Genomic DNA, 17063 nt, shown 5'->3' on the forward strand with positions numbered 1-17063 from the left:
GGAGCCGTCGGAGGCGTTCGGTCAGCGTTCCCGAGGCCGGCGCCCGGGCCCGACGAGCGGCATCCCGAGCACGGTGCGGACGAGTCCGCCGCCGTCGCGGTCCTCGGCGATCACGCGGAGGCCGGTCTTCTCGGCGACGCGCCTCGAGGCGGCGTTGTCCGGGTGCACGAGCGCCACGAGTCGTCCCGCGAGGCGGTGGGCGAGCGCGAGGTCGCGGCAGGCCGCAGCCGCCTCGGTGGCGTAGCCGCGGCCGTGCAGACCGGCCCGTACGTGGTAGCCGACCTCGAGCTCGATCCCGCCGTCGACGCGCTGCCAGGTCAACCCGCAGTCGCCGACGAACTCGCCGTCGAGGGTCTCGACGATCCACAGCCCGAAGCCGTGCTCGCGGTAGTTCCGCCGGTTCCACTCGATCCAGGCGGCTGCCTGCTCGCGGTCCTTCGGCGCGGGGTAGTACCGCATCACGACCGGGTCGCCGAGAAGATCCGCCATCTCGGGAAGGTCCTCGGCGGTCATCTCGCGGAAGCGCAGCCGGGCGGTGGGGGCGGGGATCATCGGGTCAGGCTACTCGGCCGGCGACTGCGGAGCCGGCGACCGGGACCGTCGTCGAGCGCTCGATCGATCCGGCCGCCGCCCCGGCCCTACTTCTCCGCCTTGGCGGCGGCCTTCGCGGCCTGCTTGGTGGCGCGGACCTTCGTCAGCGACTCCGGAGAGACGATGTCGGCGACGGAGCGGAAGGCGCCCTCCTCTCCGTACGCGCCCGCGGCCGAGCGCCAGCCCTCCCCCGAGAATCCGCGCTGCTTGCCGAGCAGGGCGAGGAAGATCCGCGCCTTCTGCTCGCCGAAACCGGGCAGCGCCTTCAGACGCGCGAGGACCGTGCGGCCGTCGGGCTCGTCCCGCGTCCAGACAGCCGCGGCGTCGCCGTCCCAGTCGTCGACCAGAGCCCGGCAGAGGACCTGCACGCGCCCCGCCATGCTCGCCGGGTAGCGGTGGATCGCGGGCGGAGTCCGGCAGAGCTCCGAGAACGCGTCCTCGTCGAAGCCCGCGATCGACGCGGCGTCGAACGAGGCGCCCTCCGCCTCGAGGCGCTCCTCGATCTTGCGGGGCCCGGAGAAGGCCGTCTCCATCGCGACCTGCTGGTCGAGGAGCATCCCGATCAGCAGCGCCAGCGGGTCGCGGCTGAGCAGCGCGTCGGCGTCGGGATCATCGGTGATGTGCAGGGCGGAGTCGCGGGTCATCCTCCAGGGATACCACGGACGGCCCCTGCGGCGAGCGCGCGGACGGTCCGGTCGACGAGGTCCAGCGCCGCAGCGAGCTCGAGGTCGCCGACATGGCCGTAGCCGAGGACCAGCGCCTCGGTCGCCGCCCGTCCCGACAGGGCGTACTCGTGCAGAGTGGCGACGAGCAGTCCCTCCCGGAGCAGCGCGGCCGCGACGGCGTGCGCGTCCAGAGGCGCGGGCAGGGAGAGGACGACGTGCAGACCCCCGTCGAGTCCGCTCGCGCGCCCCCAGGGCACCGCCTCCGCGAATGCGTGGACCAGCTCACGGCGGTGGGCGTAGCGCCGTCTCGAGCGCGTGAGATGCCTCCGGAACGCCCCGCTCGCCATGAACTGCGCGAGCGCCGCCTGCGTCGGACCCGAGGCGGAGGCGTCCTTCTCGTCGTCGAGGCCGGTCAGCGCCCCGCGGAGCCAGGACGCCCGCGGAACGGCCAGGTAGGCGATGCGGAGCCACGGCGAGACGGTCTTCGAGAACGACCCGACATGGGCGACTCCGCCGCCGGAGTCGAGCGAGGCGAGCGCGGGCAGCGGGGCGCCGACGTAGCGGAACTCGCTGTCGTAGTCGTCCTCCACCACGAGCAGGGGGCCGGCCGACGCGCGGCGCACCAGCTCCAGGCGCTCGGCGAGGGCGAGCCTGCCGCCGGTCGGGTACTGGTGCGACGGAGTGACGACGACCACGTCCGCGCCGGAGCTCGCGAGAGCGTCGAGGTCGATGCCGTCGCCGCGCACAGGGACGCCGACGACCTCGTGCCCGTCGGCGCGCAGGCGGCGCCGGACGGCCGGGTAGCCGGGGTCCTCGACGGCCACGCGCACCTCGCGTCCGAGCGAGGCCGAGGCGGCGCGGGCCAGGAGCGCGACGGCGCCCGCGGTGCCGCTGGTCACCACTACGTCCGACGCCTGCACGTCGACGCCGCGGGACCGGCGCAGCTGCTCGGCGATCTGCTCCCGCAGGGCCGGGTCCCCGGAACCCCGAGGAGGCGCCGAGGGCGGCGAGACGAGCGCCAGGCGCCAGGCGGCCCGCCACTCCGGGGTGTCGAGGGCGCGGGTGTCCGGCCTGCCGGGCCGCAGGTCCGCCGCGGCGGGCGGGACGACGGTCTCCCCGGACTCCGGCCGCGGCTCCTCCGGCGCCGGCGCCAGCAGTCCGTCGGAGGCGACCGTCACCGCCGCGCGCGGGTGGGCGACGAGGTAGCCCTCCCCCACCAGCTGATCCACCGCGGCGACGACGGAGCCCCGCGAGACGCCGAGCCGCTCGGCGAGCACGCGGCTCGACGGGATCGGATCCCCCGCCCGGTAGCGCCCGTCCAGCACCGCCTGGCGCAGCGCCTCGGCGAGCCCGGCGCGGACCGAGCCGCGCGGCGACGGCCCGAGGAGGAGCGGGATCTCCAGATCGCCCGACGCCATCGACCGCTCCGCTCTGGACCACTCCGATCGCGGCCCAGTGGCATCCTGGCAGATCCAGTCGGCGCGGGACGATTCCGACATGGACAGCCTCCCCGTCACCGACCGCACCCGCGTCTCCCGTCTCCGCGACCGCCAGCGCACCGATCCCGCCGAGCTGCACGGCCTGCTCGACGAGGCGCTCGTCGCCCACGTCGCCGTCGTGCGGGAGGGCGCCGCGATCGTGCTGCCGATCCTCTTCGCCCGCGACGGCGACTCCCTCCTGCTGCACGGGTCGAGCGGCGGAGGACTGCTGCGGGAGGCGGCGCGGCACTCGCTCCTCACCGCCTCGGTCACGCTGGTCGACGGACTGGTCGTCGCCCGCTCCACCTTCGACAGCTCGATGAACTACCGCTCGGCGATGGTGATCGGCCGGGCCGAGGCGCTGGAGGGCGAGGAGAAGGCGCGGGCCCTCGATCTGCTGGTGGCACGCCTCCTCCCGGGGCGCGACGAGGAGGTGCGAGCGAGCACCGCCCGCGAGATCGCGGCCACGCTGGTGCTGCGCCTCCCCCTGGCCGAGGCGAGCCTGAAGGTGCGCGCGCACGGAGTGGGCGACGAGCCGGAGGCCGGGGTCTGGGCGGGCGTCGTGCCGCTGGTCACCCGCACGCTCGCGCCGGTGCCGGCGGAGGAGGGCGTCGCGGTCCCGGAGTCGGTCCGCCGCTTCAGCGCTGCGGTCGACGGCGCGGTGCCGCCCTGGCGCTGAGCGGACCGGCCGTCGCGGTGCGGTCCGCTACTTGGCGTCCTGACGGGGGAAGACGACCTTCTGCACGACGATGATCACCGAGGCCGCCACCGGGATCGCGACCAGGGCGCCGAGCACGCCCGCGATGGTGCCGCCCGCGACCGCCGCGATCACGACGACCGCACCGGGGACCGAGACGGCCTTGTTCATGATGCGGGGGCTGAGGAGGTACGCCTCGACCTGCATGTAGACGAGGTAGTAGATCGCGGCGACCAGCGCGGTCAGCGGCGAGGCCAGGAGGCAGGCGAGCGAGATGATCACGGCGCCCGAGAGCGTGCCGACCAGCGGGATCAGGGAGCCGAGGAACGCGACGCAGGCCAGCAGCGCCGGCACCGGGGCGCCGATCGAGAGCAGCAGGATGAACGTGAGCACGCCGTTCACGCCGGCGAGCGAGACCTGGCCGACCACGTAACGGCCCACGGCGCCGGTGATCTCGTCGCCGACCTCGTGCGCCTTCGCGCGGTGCGAGGCGGGGGCGAAGCGGTAGGCGACGGCCTTCATCGAGCGCAGCGACGCGAGGAAGTACAGCGTCAGGATCAGCACGATGACGGCGCCGGTCACGCCGCTGGCGATGCCGGTCCCGACCGCGATCAGTCCGCCGCCGAGCGAGAGCAGGTTGTTGGGGTTGCCGATGAAGCTCTGGACGCTCTCGATGAGCTCGTCGATGTCGATCACGCCGCGCAGCTGCTGCTCGAGGTCGAGCACCCACTGCTGCGAGGCGATGTCGGTGACGATCTGCGGGGCGCTCGTGACGAACATCGTCAGCTGCTCGACCAGGATCGGGATGATGTAGACCAGCAGGCCGGCGAAGATCAGCACCACCGCGGCGAAGACCGCCGTGATCGCGAGCGGCCTCGGCAGGCGCTTGCTCTCGAGCCAGGAGACCAGCGGATCGAGGCCGAGCGCGAAGAACAGCGCCACGAAGATGTAGGTCAGCACCGTGCCCAGCTGCACGACGAGGCCGCCCAGGACGAGCGCCACCAGCACGCCGAGCGCGCCGAACAGGCCGATGCGGAAGGAGCGGATCGTGAAGACCGGCTTCTCCGGGTCTGCGGAGACCACGATGTCCGGCTCGACCGCGGGCTGGGCGGGTGCCGACCGGCGCCGGCGGGAGCGGGCGAAGGCGCGCGGGGTCATCATGGGACGAGCGTAGCGGGGCGCCGGGAGGCCCCCCGGCGACCGGGCCGACCCTTGACGCGGCGGTTCGAGCGGTGCTCCCGCCCGCTCAGCCCTCCGGATCGTGGTCGTCGACCGCGCCGTCGCCCCGGTGCAGAGCGGCGTGCCGCTCCCACTCCGCGAGCAGGTGCTCGACCGCCTCGTGGAAGCGCCGCGTGGCCGCTCCGGGCGACGTGTCGCCGAAGTAGCGGTGCACCCAGCGCTCCAGCCGCTCGACCGACTCCGGATCGTGCTCGGCGCTGTCGATCCGCGCGATGATCGCGGAGGCGTCCTCGGCGAGCAGCCACTCCGCGTCGCCGAGGTAGCCGCTCTCGTCGACCTCCGCCTCGGCGCTGACGGGCCGGGTGACCAGCAGCGGGCGCCCCGTGGCGAGCCGGTCGTAGACCATCGCCGACACGTCGAGGATCGCGAGGTCGGCGGCGGCGAGCTGCCAGCCGAGCTCGGCACCGGTGTCGTGCACGTGACCGGCGCGCGGATCGGCGGCGTTGGCGGCGGCGATCATCGCGACGATCGCCCGGTCGGCCGCGGCGTAGTCGGAGTCGACCGCGCCGCTGCGGGGATGCGGGCGGTAGACGAGCCGGAACCGCGGGTCGGCCAGGAGCCCGCGAACGAGGGCCGTGCCGTGGCTCCGGATCGAGCCGTAGCCCGCGGCGGGGCGGTCGCCCTCCCAGGTCGGCGCGTAGAGCACCACGCGGCGCTCGTCGGGCGTGAACGGCACGGCGCCGGCGAAGTGGTCCGCCTGAGGACGGCCGATGGCGAGGGCGCGCCTGTCGAAGTCGTAGTCCCAGAGCACACGGCGCAGCCGGGCGAGGGCGGCGTCCCCGGCGATCATGCTGTAGTCGTACGCCTTGAACTGGTTCGTCGTCATGTACATCTTGTCGCTCTCGCCGTGATTGACGAAGACGTGCCAGCGGCGCCCGTAGCGCATCATCTGGAAGTTGCGGGCGTTCTGGTTGACGTAGAGCACGATCCGCAGCGGCTGGCTCGCGATGGTGCTCTCGAGGTCGGCGACGGAGCGGACGTAGGCGACGGGGACCGGGCTCTCGCGCAGCAGCACCTCCGCGGCGCCGGCGTTGCGGCTGAGGAGCACGACCGGATGCGTCTCCGCCAGCTCGGCCAGCGGCCGGTACCACTGCCGCAACTGGTACAGGTTGATGTCGCCGTCGGCGAAGTAGACGCCGATCTCGAACCGGCCCTCGGGCAGCGGCCCGCGCTCCGCGAGCAGCCGGGTCACCGCGTGGCGGGCCCGGCGGGCCGCGAGCAGCTCGCCGCCCACCTTGCGCGCGAGTCGCGCATCGGTGCGGAGGCGGGCGAGCAGGGCACGAGGAGCGGGAGTCATCCGCCCCAGGGTACCGGCGACGGCCCCCGCGCCGGGGGCCTCGCGCGGGCCGATCAGGCCGGGGTCACCCTCAGCCAGACGAACTGCAGCGGAGCGAGTCGGAAGCCCTCGCGCAGGTCGACCGCGATCTCGGTGACCAGGTCGACCGCCTCCGCGGCGAACCCGCCGAACCGCTCGGCCGCGACCTCCTGGACCTCGTCCGACACGTTCGCGAGCACGAGCACCGACTCCCCGTCGCCGGGGCGCTGGTAGCCGAGCACGTGGTCGTTGACCGGGTCGAAGACGCTCAGCTCGGTGCCCGCGAACATCGGCACCGCCTTGCGCACGGCGATCAGGTGCAGCAGCCCGCCGAAGACCTCGCTCGCGGCCGTCCCCGGGACCTCGCGCTCGACATAGCGCTCCGCAGGGCGGCGGGGCCGGTTCACCCAGCGCGAGTCGCCGGCCGTCGTCGGGTCGTCGAGGTAGCCGTGGTCGTTGAGCTGGCCGACCTCGTCGCCGAGGTAGAGCAGCGGCAGCCCGCCGGTGCTCAGGGCGATCGAGTGCGCGAGCAGCACGCGGTCGATCCCGTAGGCGTCGCCCGCCTCCACTCCGGCGAGGGACGCGGTGGTGCCCGAGACGCGGCGGTCGCCGGTGCGCGGGTTCTCCTGGAACGGCACTCCGCGGGCGAACGTGCCGTCGAACCGGTCCGTGTAGAAGTCGTTGAGGAACCGGCGGTGGCCGGCCGCGTCGATCCCGAGCTCGGCGGCGTCCTCGTCGGCGAAGGTCCAGCCGATGTCGTCGTGCCCGCGCACGTAGTTGACCCAGGCCGTGCCCTCGGGGAGGGCGTGCCGGCGCTCGAGGGCCTGCGAGAGGAGACGGACGTCGCGGGTGGCGAGCGCCTCCCAGGTGAGCGCCATCTGCAGCGGGTTGTACGAGAGCTGGCACTCCTCGACGTCGATGTACTCGATCACCTCGTCGGGGTGCACGATCGCCTCGGACTTGAACAGCAGCGCCGGAGCGGCCAGGCGGCAGACCTCGTTGAACGCGCGCAGCAGCAGGTGCGCCTGCGGCTGCGACTCGCAGGTGGTGCCGAGCTCCTTCCAGATGAACGCGACCGCGTCCATCCGCAGGGCGTCGACGCCCTGATTGGCGAGGAAGAGCATCTCTCCCGCCATCGCCCGGAACACCTCGGGGTTGGAGTAGTTGAGGTCCCACTGGTAGCGGTGGAACGTGGCCCAGACCCAGCGGCCGTCCTCCAGCTGCACGAAGGAGCCGGGATGGTCGTCCGGGAAGATCTCGCGCGTCGTGCGCTCGAAGGCGTCGGGCTGCTCCCGGTCCGGGTAGATCCAGTAGTAGTCCTCGAAGCGCTGCTCGCCGGCCAGCGCGCGCTGCGCCCACTCGTGCTCGTTCGAGGTGTGGTTGAAGACGAAGTCGACCACGAGTGCGATGCCCTGCTCGCGCAGCTCGGAGGCCAGCCCGCGGAGCTGCTCCATGTCGCCGAGGTCCGGCCGCACGCGCCGGTAGCTCGAGACCGCGTAGCCCCCGTCCGACTCGCCCTCGGGCGCATCGAAGAGCGGCATCAGGTGCAGGTAGTTCAGGCCGATCTCGCGGAGGTACGGGATCTCGGCGCGCAGCCCCTCGAGGTCGCCCGCGTAGCGGTCGACGTAGCAGACCCCGCCCAGAGCCTTGTTCGAGAGGAACCAGGTCGGGTGCTGCTCGCGGGCGCGGTCGAGCGCGCGGAGCTCCTCGGGCCGCTCCTCCCAGGAGGCGGCGGCGAGCTCGACGATCGCGACCAGCTGGTCCTCGAGGTCGTCGCGGCCGGCGTACACCGTGGCGAGCAGATCGACCAGGCGCGGGAGGTGCTCGTCGAGGCGGCCGGAGAACTCGTCGTCGACGGCGCCGAGGCGCTCGCGGACCGCCGTCAGGAGGTCCGGTCCGGCAGGGGTCGCCTCCGCCTCGGCGCGCTCGGGCGGGGAGAGCTGGGTCGAATCGAACACCGTCGTCCTTTCGGGGGCCCCGGCGGGGGCGGATTCCCCGATGCTAGACGATCGGCGGACGCCCGGCGAACGCCATCCGGAGCACCGTGCGGGCCGAGAGGACGCGCCGGCCGCCCGGATCCGAGCGCCATCCCTCCCGCCAGCCGGCGAACCAGGCGCGCAGGGCGGCCGGGTCGCGACGCCAGCGGAGGCACTGGATCGCGGTCCAGGACCCCACGTAGACGAGCGCCAGAGGTGCGGCGAGGTTGCGGCGGGCGAGCCAGACGCGGTTGCGCGCGTTCAGCCGGTAGTAGTCGGCGTGACGGGTCGGCTGGATGACCGGGTGCTGGGCGACGAGCTCTCCCGCGTACCAGGCGGTGCGGCCCGTGTCCCAGACCCGCCAGGCCAGCTCGATGCCCTCGTGGGCGTAGAAGAACGGAGCCGCCCAGCCGCCCGTCCGGGCGAACACGTCGCGCCGCAGCACGACCGCTCCCTCCCAGACCGAGAAGACGGGGCCGGAGCGGCGGGGGTCGCCCTTGAGGATCCGCGGGATCCAGCGCCGCGGGCTCGGCGTGCCGTCCGTGCTGTCGACGCGGGGCTGCACCAGGCCGATGCGGCGGTTCGAGGCGAGCAGCGCGACCGCGTCGACGAGGAAGCGGGGGGACGGGATCCGGGCGTCGTCGTCGAGGAAGAAGAGGTACTCGCCCGCGACGGCGTCGACTCCGGCGTTCCGGCCCGCCGGGATGCCGAGGTTCTCGGGGAGCGCCAGGGCGCGCACTCCCTCGGGCAGGCCGTCCGGCTCCCAGCCGTTGCCGACGCAGACGACGTCCAGCTCGACGCCCTCCTGCGCGAGGACGCCGGCCAGCCCCGTGGCGAGGTCGTCGGGCCGGGTCCCCTGCGTCAGGACGACGACGCCGACCCGCGGCTCAGGAGCGGACACGCTTGGACGCCATGATCGCGACGAAGTGGCCGACCAGGGCGAGGAGGGCGAGCGGCAGCAGCGCCCCCACGAGGACCCGGTCGGCCGTGCCCGCTCCGACGACGAGGCCCACGAGGGCGGTCGCGAAGGCCAGCATCGTCAGCTCGACGGAGTGGTAGAGGCGGTGGAAGGGCAGGAAGCGGGCCGCGCGGCGAAGCCCCGCCAGCCCGGACGAGGACGGCACCGCCTCGCCCTTCGTGTCGGCCAGCTTCGTGAGACCGGCGTTCGCGCGCGCCACGTGCACCATGTCGTTGAGCGCCTTGTTGAGGACGATCACCAGGGCCAGGGCGAAGCCGATCGTGGTCCAGAGGAAGTCCGCCGGCGACTCGAACGGGACGCCCGCCGCTCGCAGCCCGAGCGCGATCGGGATCAGCGCCTCGGTCGTGTAGTGCCCGACCTTGTCGAGGAACACGCCCGCCGGCGAGGACGTGCGGCGCCAGCGCGCGACCTCGCCGTCGCAGCAGTCCACCAGCATCTGCAGCTGGCCGAAGAGCAGCGCCAGCGCCGCTCCGGCGATCCCCGGGATCAGGAGGGCTGCCGCCGCGCTCCAGCCGACCAGGATCATCAGCCCGGTGACGCCGTTCGCCGAGATCGAGGTCTTCAGCAGCAGCCAGGTCAGGTAGGGCGAGAAGCGGCGCAGGTAGAGCGACGCCGTCCAGTGCTCGGCGTTGCGGCGCCCGCGCACCTCCGGGGGCTGCGCGACGGCGCGCAGCTCGGCGATGGAGCGGGGTCTCGTCGTCGTGGTCATGCGCCCCTCGGCGAGTCGGACCGCGGCTGGTGGCGGTGGGCGGAGATGTTGCTGGTCAGCCCGGCGAAGCCGAGCACGAAGCCGGTCCCCCAGGCCACGTGGACCGCCGGGATGACCACGGCGAACCACAGCATCGCACGCGCGCCGTCCGGCCGCGCGACCACGAGAGTGGCCGCCGCCACCAGGAGGAGGTAGGCGGCGGGCACCGCGAATCCGAGCAGGAGCCAGGGCGCGGCTCCGGCGAGCGCCTGGACGACTCCCGCCAGCCCGACGAGCAGCCCGATGGCGAGCATGGCGACGAGCACGGGCGGAGCGAAGTAGCGCAGCGACCGCGAGGCCGGGAACATCCGGGTGAGCTCGCCGCGCCACATCCCGGTCGAGAGGAACTGCCGGAGCAGCGCGCGCATCGAGGGCCGCGGCCGGTAGGTGACGGTGAGGCGCGGAGTGAACCAGACGACCTCGCCGCGCTCGCGCAGCCGCCGGTTCAGCTCCCAGTCCTGCCCGCGCTTGAAGCGCTCGTCGAACAGGCCGGCGCGCTCGAGGGCGGAGCGGCGGAAGACGCCGAGGTACACCGTGTCGGCCGGGCCCTCCTCGCCTCCCACGTGGTGGGGCGTGCCGCCCAGGCCGATGCGGGAGCCGTACGCCCGGGCGACCGCGCGCTGGAACGGGGTGAGGCCCTCCGCCGCCATCACTCCGCCGACGTTCGCCGCTCCGGAGCGCTGCAGCGCCTCGACCGCCGTGCGCGCGTACTCGGGCGGCAGGACGGAGTGCGCGTCGACCCGGACGACGACCGGGTGACGCGAGGCGCGGATCGCGGCGTTGAGGCCCGCAGGAGTGGAGCCGACCTCGTTCGGCACGACGCGGATCCGCGGATCGGCCGCGCTCAGCTCGGCGACGAGCTGCTCCGTGCCGTCGATGCTCGGGGCGACGGCGAGGACGACGTCGAAGGGGCCGGTGTAGTCCTGGTGCAGCAGCGAGTCGACCGCGGCGCGCACGTGCGCGACCTCGTTGAGGACGGGCATGACGTAGGAGACGCCGGGCAGGTCGGAGAGGTCGTCTTCCGGGATCTCGTGCTGCATGGGTCCAGTTCGTGCGGGAGGAGCGCGGGCGCAGGGATCCATCACCCTACCAGCGGGGAGCGCCGCGCCCCGGGCCGGGCCCGGACGCGGAACAGCCCCCCGGGGACGGATCCTCGAGGGGCTGTGCGCGGTGGCGGAGCACAGCCCCCCGGGGACGGATCCTCGAGGGGCTGTGCGCGGCGGCGGCGGGTCAGCCGGCGGCCATCTGGCCGAGCGTCGCCTTCGCCTGGTAGCTCTGGCCGTTGCGGACGTAGGTCAGCTCGACCGCGGCGTTCGCGGCCTGCGCGCGGACCTGCGCGGTGAGGTCGGACGCGCTCGTGATCGGAGTGCTGTCGATCGCGGTGATGATGTCGCCCTTGGCGAGACCGGCCGCCTGCGCGGCACCGCCTCCGGAGACCTCCTCGATGCGGGCGCCGAGGACGTCCGCGGTCGAGTCGGAGACGCTCGCGCCGAGCAGGCCGTGCGAGGCGGAGCCGTTCGCGATGATCTCCTTCGCGATGCGCTCGGCGATCGCGCTGGGGATCGCGAAGCCGACTCCGATGTTGCCGGACTGGCCGCTCGAGGAGGACTGGCCGGCGCTCGCGATCGCGACGTTCACGCCGATCAGCTCGCCGTCGCTGTCGAGCAGCGCGCCGCCGGAGTTGCCCGGGTTGATCGCCGCGTCGGTCTGGATGACGGGCAGCGAGATGGTGCTCTTCGCCTGGGTCGGCGCCTGCTGGCCCGGGATGTCGAAGTTGAACGGGCTCTCGGTGCCGCCGCTCGAGCTGTCGCCCGAGTCGTCCGGAGCCGCCGAGGAGGCGACCTGGATGCTGCGGTTGAGCGCGCTGACGATGCCGTCGGTCACGGTGCCGGAGAGGCCGAGCGGGGCGCCGATGGCGACCGCCGTGTCGCCCACGTTGATCTTGGTGGAGTCCGCGAACGTCATCGGGCTGAGGTCGGTCGCGCCGGTCAGCTTGATGACGGCGAGGTCGAGGGTCGGGTCGGTGCCGACGACGGTCGCGTCGAAGATCCGGCCGTCGCTGGTGGTGACCGAGACGGTGCCGTTCGCGATCTCGCCGTCGAGGGTGACCACGTGGGTGTTGGTCAGGACGTAGCCGTCCTTCGAGAGCACGATGCCGGATCCGGTGCCGGCGGACGAGCTGCCGCTCACCGCGATGGTGACGACGCTCGGAGTGGCCTTGGCGGCGACCGCGGTGGCGGTCGTGGCGTCCTCGGCGTTGTTGACCGTGATCGTCTGCGAGCCGCCGGCGGAGACCACGCGGGTCCCGCCGCCGTTGGAGGCGGACCAGAGGCCGAACACGCCGGCTCCCGCGACTCCGCCCACGACCGCGCCGATGGCGAGCGCCGCGACGACGCCCACTCCGGCTCGGCGCTTCGTGGCGGTGGGGGCGGGGGTGTACTCGGCGCCCGGGCCGAAGGGGCTCGAGGAGGGCGGCTCCTCGGAGCCGTGCAGCGTGTTCGCGGCGGGCGGCGCGTACTGCCCGTAGCGGGCGGGCTGGGAGACGGGCTGCGCCTCGTTGCCGACCGTCGCGTTCGGCGTGTACGGCGGCTGGGGGGCCGAGGAGGAGGGGTAGGGGACGGTCGGGTTCTCGCTCTCGCGGTGCGCTCCGCCCCGGTGGATCGGCTCGGTGGGCCCGGTGGTCGAGGACGACGCTCCGGAGCTCTCGCCGGGGGTGCGCTCGGTCGCCTCTCGGGCGCCGGACTCCGTCGGCGTGGTGGGTTCCTCCGGCTGACGAGGACCCTCGTGACTCTCGGTCATGGGTGCTGCTCCTTCCAAGCGGGGATAGCTTGGCGATCGTACCTGGGGGTTTCTTATGACGGGCCTGCGAGCGGGAAATGAAACCGGCCGGACTGCTCGAGCGGGCACACTGGGCACGTGAGCATTCCCGGATCCTGGTCCCGCGCCGCGGCGGGCGCCGGCCTCCTCGGCCCCGGTGGCGAGGTCGCCGCCACCGTCTTCAGCGAGATGAGCGCGCTCGCCCTGCGCACCGGAGCGGTGAACCTCGGCCAGGGCTTCCCGGACGAGGACGGCCCGCGCGAGATCCTCGACGCCGCGCGCGACGCCATCGCGTCCGGGCTCAACCAGTACCCGCCGGGTCCCGGCTTCCCCGTCCTGCGCGAGGCGATCGCCGCGCACCGGCTGCGCTTCTCCGGGATCTCCCTCGACTCCGACGGCGAGGTCCTCGTCACCACGGGCGCCACCGAGGCCCTGGCCGCGGCTCTGCTGGCCCTGCTCGAGCCGGGCGACGAGGTCGTCACCTTCACTCCCCACTACGACGCCTACGGAGCCCTGATCGCCCTGGCAGGAGGGGTGCACCGCACCGTGCTCCTGCGCGGCCCCTCCTTCGCGGTCGACCACGACGAGCTGACCGCCGCGGTGAGCGACCGCACCCGCGTCATTTTGGTGAACGACCCGCACAACCCGACCGGTGCCGTCCTCCCGGCCGAGACCCGCGAGCTGATCGTGCGGCTCGCCGAGCGGCACGACGCCGTGATCCTGACGGACGAGGTCTACGAGCACCTGCGCTTCGACACCCCGCACGTCCCGCTGGCCTCCCTCCCCGGAGCCTTCGAGCGGACGCTCTCCGTCTCCTCCGCGGGCAAGACCTTCAGCACCACGGGCTGGAAGATCGGCTGGGTCACGGGCCCGAGCGAGCTGATCACGGCCGTCCTCGCCGTGAAGCAGTTCCTCACCTACGTCAGCGGCTCGCCGTTCCAGGGGGCCGTCGCCCTCGGGCTCGGGCTCCCGGACGCCTTCTTCACCGGCGCGGCGCAGACGCTGGCGGCCAAGAAGGACCTGCTGTCGGCGGGCCTGGCTGCTGCGGGCTTCGGCGTCGCGCCCTCCTCGGGCGGCTACTTCGTCGTCGGGGACGCGGCACCGCTCGGCTACGACGACGGGGTCGCGCTCTGCCGGGCGCTCCCGGATCTCGCGGGAGTGGTGGCGGTGCCCGTGTCGGCGTTCTGCCGCCCCGAGGACGCCGCTCCCTACCGCTCGCTCGTCCGCTTCGCCTTCTGCAAGCGGTTCGAGGTGCTGGAGACGGCGGTCGCGGGCCTCGCCCGCATGGCGCGCTGAGGAGCCGGCCTCAGCGGATTCGGTCGGATGCCCGGCGCCGTCGGGCCGGGGGCGGCGGTCAGAGCGGCAGCACCCGGAAGCGCCGCAGCGCCAGAGCGGGGTTCTTCGCGCGCGCCGCGTCGATCCGCTCGCGCGAGACCCAGGCGACGGCGACGTCCTCGACCTCGCCGAGGGTGACGGTCTCGACGCCCATCGGATCGACGATCATGCTCGTGCCGACCCCGATCGGCGGGGTCTGGTCGGCTGCGACGAGGTACACCGTGTTCTCGAGCGCGCGGGCGGTGACCAGCGTCCGCCAGTGCGCCTCCTTGAGCGGGCCGCGCACCCACTCGGCCGGTGCCGCGATGACGTCGACCCCGGCGTCGACCAGCCAGCGGCTGACCTCCGGGAAGCGCAGGTCGTAGCAGGTCTGCAGCCCGACGACGAGGCCGCCGACCTCGAACGTCTCGGGTGCGGCGATCTCCCCCGCGGCGACCCACTCCGACTCGGTCTGGCCGAAGGCGTCGTACAGGTGCAGCTTGCGGTAGCGGGCCACGAGCGCGCCCTCGGGGTCGAGCGCGACGAGCGTGTTCGCGATGCGGCGCCCGTCCACCGCCTCGACCATGCCCGCCACGAGGTGGATCCGGAGCTCGCGCGCGAGCGCCGCGAGAGCCGTGACGAACGGGCCGTCGAGCGCCTCGCCCGCCGCGACCAGCTCGGGCCCGAGCGGATCGGTGAAGGCGGAGCTGTACTCCGGCAGCACCACCATGCTCGCGCCGCGCTCGGCGGCGATCCGGGCCAGGCGCTCGATCGTCGCAATGTTCGCCTCCCGGTCCGTCGAGGGGGCGAACTGCGCCACGGCCATGCCGACGGCGCCGGTCATCAGCTCGGCGGGTAGAGGAAGAGGGCGACCTGGGAGGCCGGGATGGTGCGCTTGTGGTACGCGTGGTCGTTGCCCCAGTTGTACTCCTCGAGCGAGACCGTGCCGTCGGAGTTGACGGCCTGCACGTAGGCGACGTGGTTGCCGGTGAACCAGGCGACCGCGCCGGGGACGGGCGTGCTGCTGGTCACCCAGCCGTGGGAGGCCCACTGGCCGGCCCACGCGTAGGCGCTGCCTCCGCCCGGGGTCATGTTGCCCCAGGTCCACTTGAAGGGTGCGCTCGTCGAGCCCTGGTCGCGGTTGATCCGCCAGGCGACGAAGTCGACGCACTCGCGGTAGTAGTACCGCAGCGGCGAGAGGCCGCCGCCCTGGTCGTCGGTGAGCTGGTCGCGCCAGGGGTAGTCGTCGCCCTCCTCGCGGGGCGTGACCGAGGTGCTGGTGCCGCCGCTGCCCGCGGCGGCGCCGTCCGCGCCGGTCGTGCCTGCCGCGGCCTGCGCCTCCTGGGCGAGGCGGGCGGTCTCGGCGTCGCGGGCGGCCTGCTCGGCAGCGGCGAGCGCGCGCGCCTGGGCGGCCGCCTCGTCGAGCTGGGCCTGGGTCGGTGCGGTGAAGGAGTCGCGGATGACCTGCTCCTGGACCGCGGTCGGCGCGACGGTGAGCTTCTGGTTGCCGAGCGCCTGCACGCGGGCGGCGGCCTCGACGGCGGCCTGCGAATCGGGTGCCGGGTCGAAGGAGTAGGCGGGGAGCGCGGAGACCGCCACGAGGCCCGCGATGGCGGCGAGGGCGACCGTGCTGACGGTCGCGCGGAAGACACGGCCCCGGCGGCGCCGCACGGGGCGGACGGGCGTGAGGACCGGAGTGGCGACGCGTGCCGCGGGCAGCGCGTGCGGCGCCTGCCGCGGGCTCCGCCGGGTCGGGCGGTCGCCGAGCCCCTCGTTCGAGCCGTCGTCCCCGCGTTCGTCCCTCACAGCAGCACCCCTCGCATCGGGGTCGAGCCTAACGTGCGGGCCGGTCCGGCACACGCGTCGGCGCGGAGCGTCGGGAGGCCGGTCCGCGGATGCGGGTCGCGCGAGACCGGCTCGCGGTCGGCGGCGCCGCGGGCGGGTCCGACGGTGACGCGGACGGGCGACCGGAGTAGCGTCCGGAGCGGAGCGGGCGCGACGGTGCGGCCGCGGGACGGAGGACGGCGATGATCCGGAGCGAGAGGGCCTTCAGCGGCTTCAGCGTGGACGACGTGGAGGCGGCGCGGGCCTTCTACGGCGGAGTGCTCGGGCTCGAGGTCGAGCTGAACGCGATGGGGATCCTCGACATCCGGCTGCCGGGCGGAGGCCGCGCGATCGCGTACCCGAAGCCGGACCACGAGCCGGCGTCGTTCACGATCCTGAACTTCTCGGTGGAGGACGTCGACGCGGCGGTCGCCGAGCTGCACGCGGCAGGCGTCACCACGGCGATCTACGACGACCCGTCGCTGCCGACCGATGCGGTCGGAGTGATGCGCGGCCACGGGCCGACGATCTGCTGGTTCCGCGATCCGGCGGGCAACGTGCTGAGCGTGATCGAGGGCGACTGAGGTCTCGGCCCGCGCACTGGCAGCCGCGGGCAGCACGTCCGCGACCTGTGTTAACGACGAAAGCCGGCCCTTCTCAGGACCGGCTTTCGCTTTCTTGTTGCGGGGGCAGGATTTGAACCTACGACCTCTGGGTTATGAGCCCAGCGAGCTACCGAACTGCTCCACCCCGCGGCACAAGAAGAGACATTACACGCGTTCCGGCGCCGATGCAAATCGACGCGGCGGTGGGAGCGGGCTCCGGACTCAGGCGGGCTTGGCGGCGCGCAGCACGGCGCTCTCGTCCACGCTCAGCCCGACCGCCGTCAGGGCGGCTGCGAGCTCGGACGAGGTGCGCGACCAGGTGCGGACGTCGGCGCCGACGGGAGCGGACGACGACGGGGCGACGAGCACCGCTCCGCCGGGGGCGACGAACCACTCCACCAGCCGCGCCCACTCCTCCAGGTCGGGGAGCCACGAGACGACGCCGGCGCTGCAGAGCACGACGTCGAACGAGTCGGGCTCCGGCAGCATGTGCCGCAGCTCGTAGAGGTTCGCGCAGACGAAGCGGGCGGAGCCGGCGAGGTCCCTGTCCGCGGCGCCGGCGCGTGCTCGGCGCACGGCGGGCATCGAGAAGTCGACGCCCACCACGCGGGCGCCGCGCTCGGCGAGCTCGAGCGCGTCGAGCCCGTCGCCCGAGCCGAGCTGGAGGATCCTCGGCCCGGGGTCGAGGAGCGCCGCGGTGACGAGCTCCGGGTGGAGCGCACCCTCGCCGGTGCGCTCCTCCCAGTACGTGCGGTTCAGCTCGAGCCACTCCCCCGAGCGGAGGTGCTCGCCGCGGTCGACCTGCACCATGCGGG

16 protein-coding genes and 1 tRNA gene are annotated in these 17063 nt (G+C 73.8%); 3 read left to right on the forward strand and 14 right to left on the reverse strand.

What is annotated here, in order from left to right:
- Positions 1 to 21 precede the first annotated feature (21 nt).
- From C5D36_RS03625 to C5D36_RS03635, 3 genes are all read right to left on the reverse strand, one after another.
- Positions 22 to 552: a GNAT family N-acetyltransferase gene (locus C5D36_RS03625; protein WP_104295193.1), complete on the reverse strand. Its 531-nt coding sequence runs from the start codon at positions 550 to 552 to the stop codon at positions 22 to 24.
- An 86-nt stretch (positions 553 to 638) separates the two neighbouring features.
- Positions 639 to 1235: an HhH-GPD-type base excision DNA repair protein gene (locus C5D36_RS03630; protein WP_104223574.1), complete on the reverse strand. Its 597-nt coding sequence runs from the start codon at positions 1233 to 1235 to the stop codon at positions 639 to 641.
- On the reverse strand, positions 1232 to 2674 hold the full coding sequence (locus tag C5D36_RS03635; protein ID WP_181072756.1) for a PLP-dependent aminotransferase family protein: 1443 nt from the start codon (positions 2672 to 2674) through the stop codon (positions 1232 to 1234). The genes C5D36_RS03630 and C5D36_RS03635 overlap by 4 nt, the downstream gene beginning before the upstream one ends.
- 79 nt (positions 2675 to 2753) lie before the next feature.
- Between C5D36_RS03635 and C5D36_RS03640 the strand changes: the two genes are divergently transcribed.
- Entirely contained in the window at positions 2754 to 3413 is a 660-nt protein-coding gene (locus C5D36_RS03640; RefSeq protein WP_104295195.1) for a pyridoxamine 5'-phosphate oxidase family protein, read from the forward strand.
- A 27-nt stretch (positions 3414 to 3440) separates the two neighbouring features.
- Here C5D36_RS03640 and C5D36_RS03645 read toward each other — a convergent pair whose 3' ends face one another.
- The 7 genes from C5D36_RS03645 to C5D36_RS03675 all read right to left on the reverse strand — a co-directional run bounded on the left by C5D36_RS03645 (position 3441) and on the right by C5D36_RS03675 (position 12487).
- Positions 3441 to 4592, reverse strand: a complete 1152-nt coding sequence (locus C5D36_RS03645; RefSeq protein WP_244229611.1) for an AI-2E family transporter — start codon at positions 4590 to 4592, stop codon at positions 3441 to 3443.
- Positions 4593 to 4677: 85 nt separating this feature from the next.
- Positions 4678 to 5967, reverse strand: coding sequence for a CDP-glycerol glycerophosphotransferase family protein (locus C5D36_RS03650; RefSeq protein WP_258062859.1), 1290 nt, complete (start codon positions 5965 to 5967; stop codon positions 4678 to 4680).
- Between the two features lie 53 nt (positions 5968 to 6020).
- Entirely contained in the window at positions 6021 to 7871 is a 1851-nt protein-coding gene (locus tag C5D36_RS03655; protein WP_104295214.1) for an amylosucrase, read from the reverse strand.
- A gap of 115 nt (positions 7872 to 7986) precedes the next feature.
- Positions 7987 to 8862: a glycosyltransferase family 2 protein gene (locus tag C5D36_RS03660; RefSeq protein WP_104295197.1), complete on the reverse strand. Its 876-nt coding sequence runs from the start codon at positions 8860 to 8862 to the stop codon at positions 7987 to 7989.
- The gene (locus C5D36_RS03665) at positions 8849 to 9649 is read right to left on the reverse strand and encodes a CDP-alcohol phosphatidyltransferase family protein (RefSeq protein WP_104295198.1); all 801 of its coding nucleotides are present in this window, start codon (positions 9647 to 9649) and stop codon (positions 8849 to 8851) included. The genes C5D36_RS03660 and C5D36_RS03665 overlap by 14 nt, the downstream gene beginning before the upstream one ends.
- Complete coding sequence (locus tag C5D36_RS03670) at positions 9646 to 10728, reverse strand: glycosyltransferase family 2 protein (RefSeq protein ID WP_181027226.1); 1083 nt, start codon at positions 10726 to 10728, stop codon at positions 9646 to 9648. Before C5D36_RS03670 ends, C5D36_RS03665 begins: the two co-directional genes overlap by 4 nt.
- Positions 10729 to 10918: 190 nt before the next feature.
- Positions 10919 to 12487 (reverse strand): S1C family serine protease, encoded by a 1569-nt coding sequence (locus C5D36_RS03675; protein WP_104295199.1) that lies wholly within the window; start codon positions 12485 to 12487, stop codon positions 10919 to 10921.
- Positions 12488 to 12604: 117 nt separating this feature from the next.
- Between C5D36_RS03675 and C5D36_RS03680 the strand changes: the two genes are divergently transcribed.
- Positions 12605 to 13801 (forward strand): aminotransferase class I/II-fold pyridoxal phosphate-dependent enzyme, encoded by a 1197-nt coding sequence (locus tag C5D36_RS03680; protein ID WP_104295200.1) that lies wholly within the window; start codon positions 12605 to 12607, stop codon positions 13799 to 13801.
- 58 nt (positions 13802 to 13859) lie between these two features.
- Here C5D36_RS03680 and C5D36_RS03685 read toward each other — a convergent pair whose 3' ends face one another.
- Both C5D36_RS03685 and C5D36_RS03690 read right to left on the reverse strand, forming a co-directional pair.
- Positions 13860 to 14663: a carbon-nitrogen hydrolase family protein gene (locus C5D36_RS03685; RefSeq protein WP_104257272.1), complete on the reverse strand. Its 804-nt coding sequence runs from the start codon at positions 14661 to 14663 to the stop codon at positions 13860 to 13862.
- Complete coding sequence (locus tag C5D36_RS03690; protein ID WP_104262670.1) at positions 14663 to 15625, reverse strand: CHAP domain-containing protein; 963 nt, start codon at positions 15623 to 15625, stop codon at positions 14663 to 14665. The genes C5D36_RS03685 and C5D36_RS03690 overlap by 1 nt, the downstream gene beginning before the upstream one ends.
- 221 nt (positions 15626 to 15846) lie before the next feature.
- Between C5D36_RS03690 and C5D36_RS03695 the strand changes: the two genes are divergently transcribed.
- Positions 15847 to 16227: a VOC family protein gene (locus C5D36_RS03695; RefSeq protein WP_104295201.1), complete on the forward strand. Its 381-nt coding sequence runs from the start codon at positions 15847 to 15849 to the stop codon at positions 16225 to 16227.
- 97 nt (positions 16228 to 16324) lie between these two features.
- Here the strand turns inward: C5D36_RS03695 and C5D36_RS03700 are convergent.
- Together C5D36_RS03700 and C5D36_RS03705 are read right to left on the reverse strand one after the other, a co-directional pair.
- Positions 16325 to 16398 (reverse strand) — tRNA-Met (locus C5D36_RS03700).
- 72 nt (positions 16399 to 16470) lie between these two features.
- The gene (locus C5D36_RS03705; RefSeq protein ID WP_104295202.1) at positions 16471 to 17058 is read right to left on the reverse strand and encodes a bifunctional 2-polyprenyl-6-hydroxyphenol methylase/3-demethylubiquinol 3-O-methyltransferase UbiG; all 588 of its coding nucleotides are present in this window, start codon (positions 17056 to 17058) and stop codon (positions 16471 to 16473) included.
- Positions 17059 to 17063 lie beyond the last annotated feature (5 nt).

Origin of the sequence: Rathayibacter sp. AY1C6, assembly GCF_002931535.1 — a bacterium.
Taxonomy (GTDB): domain Bacteria; phylum Actinomycetota; class Actinomycetes; order Actinomycetales; family Microbacteriaceae; genus Rathayibacter.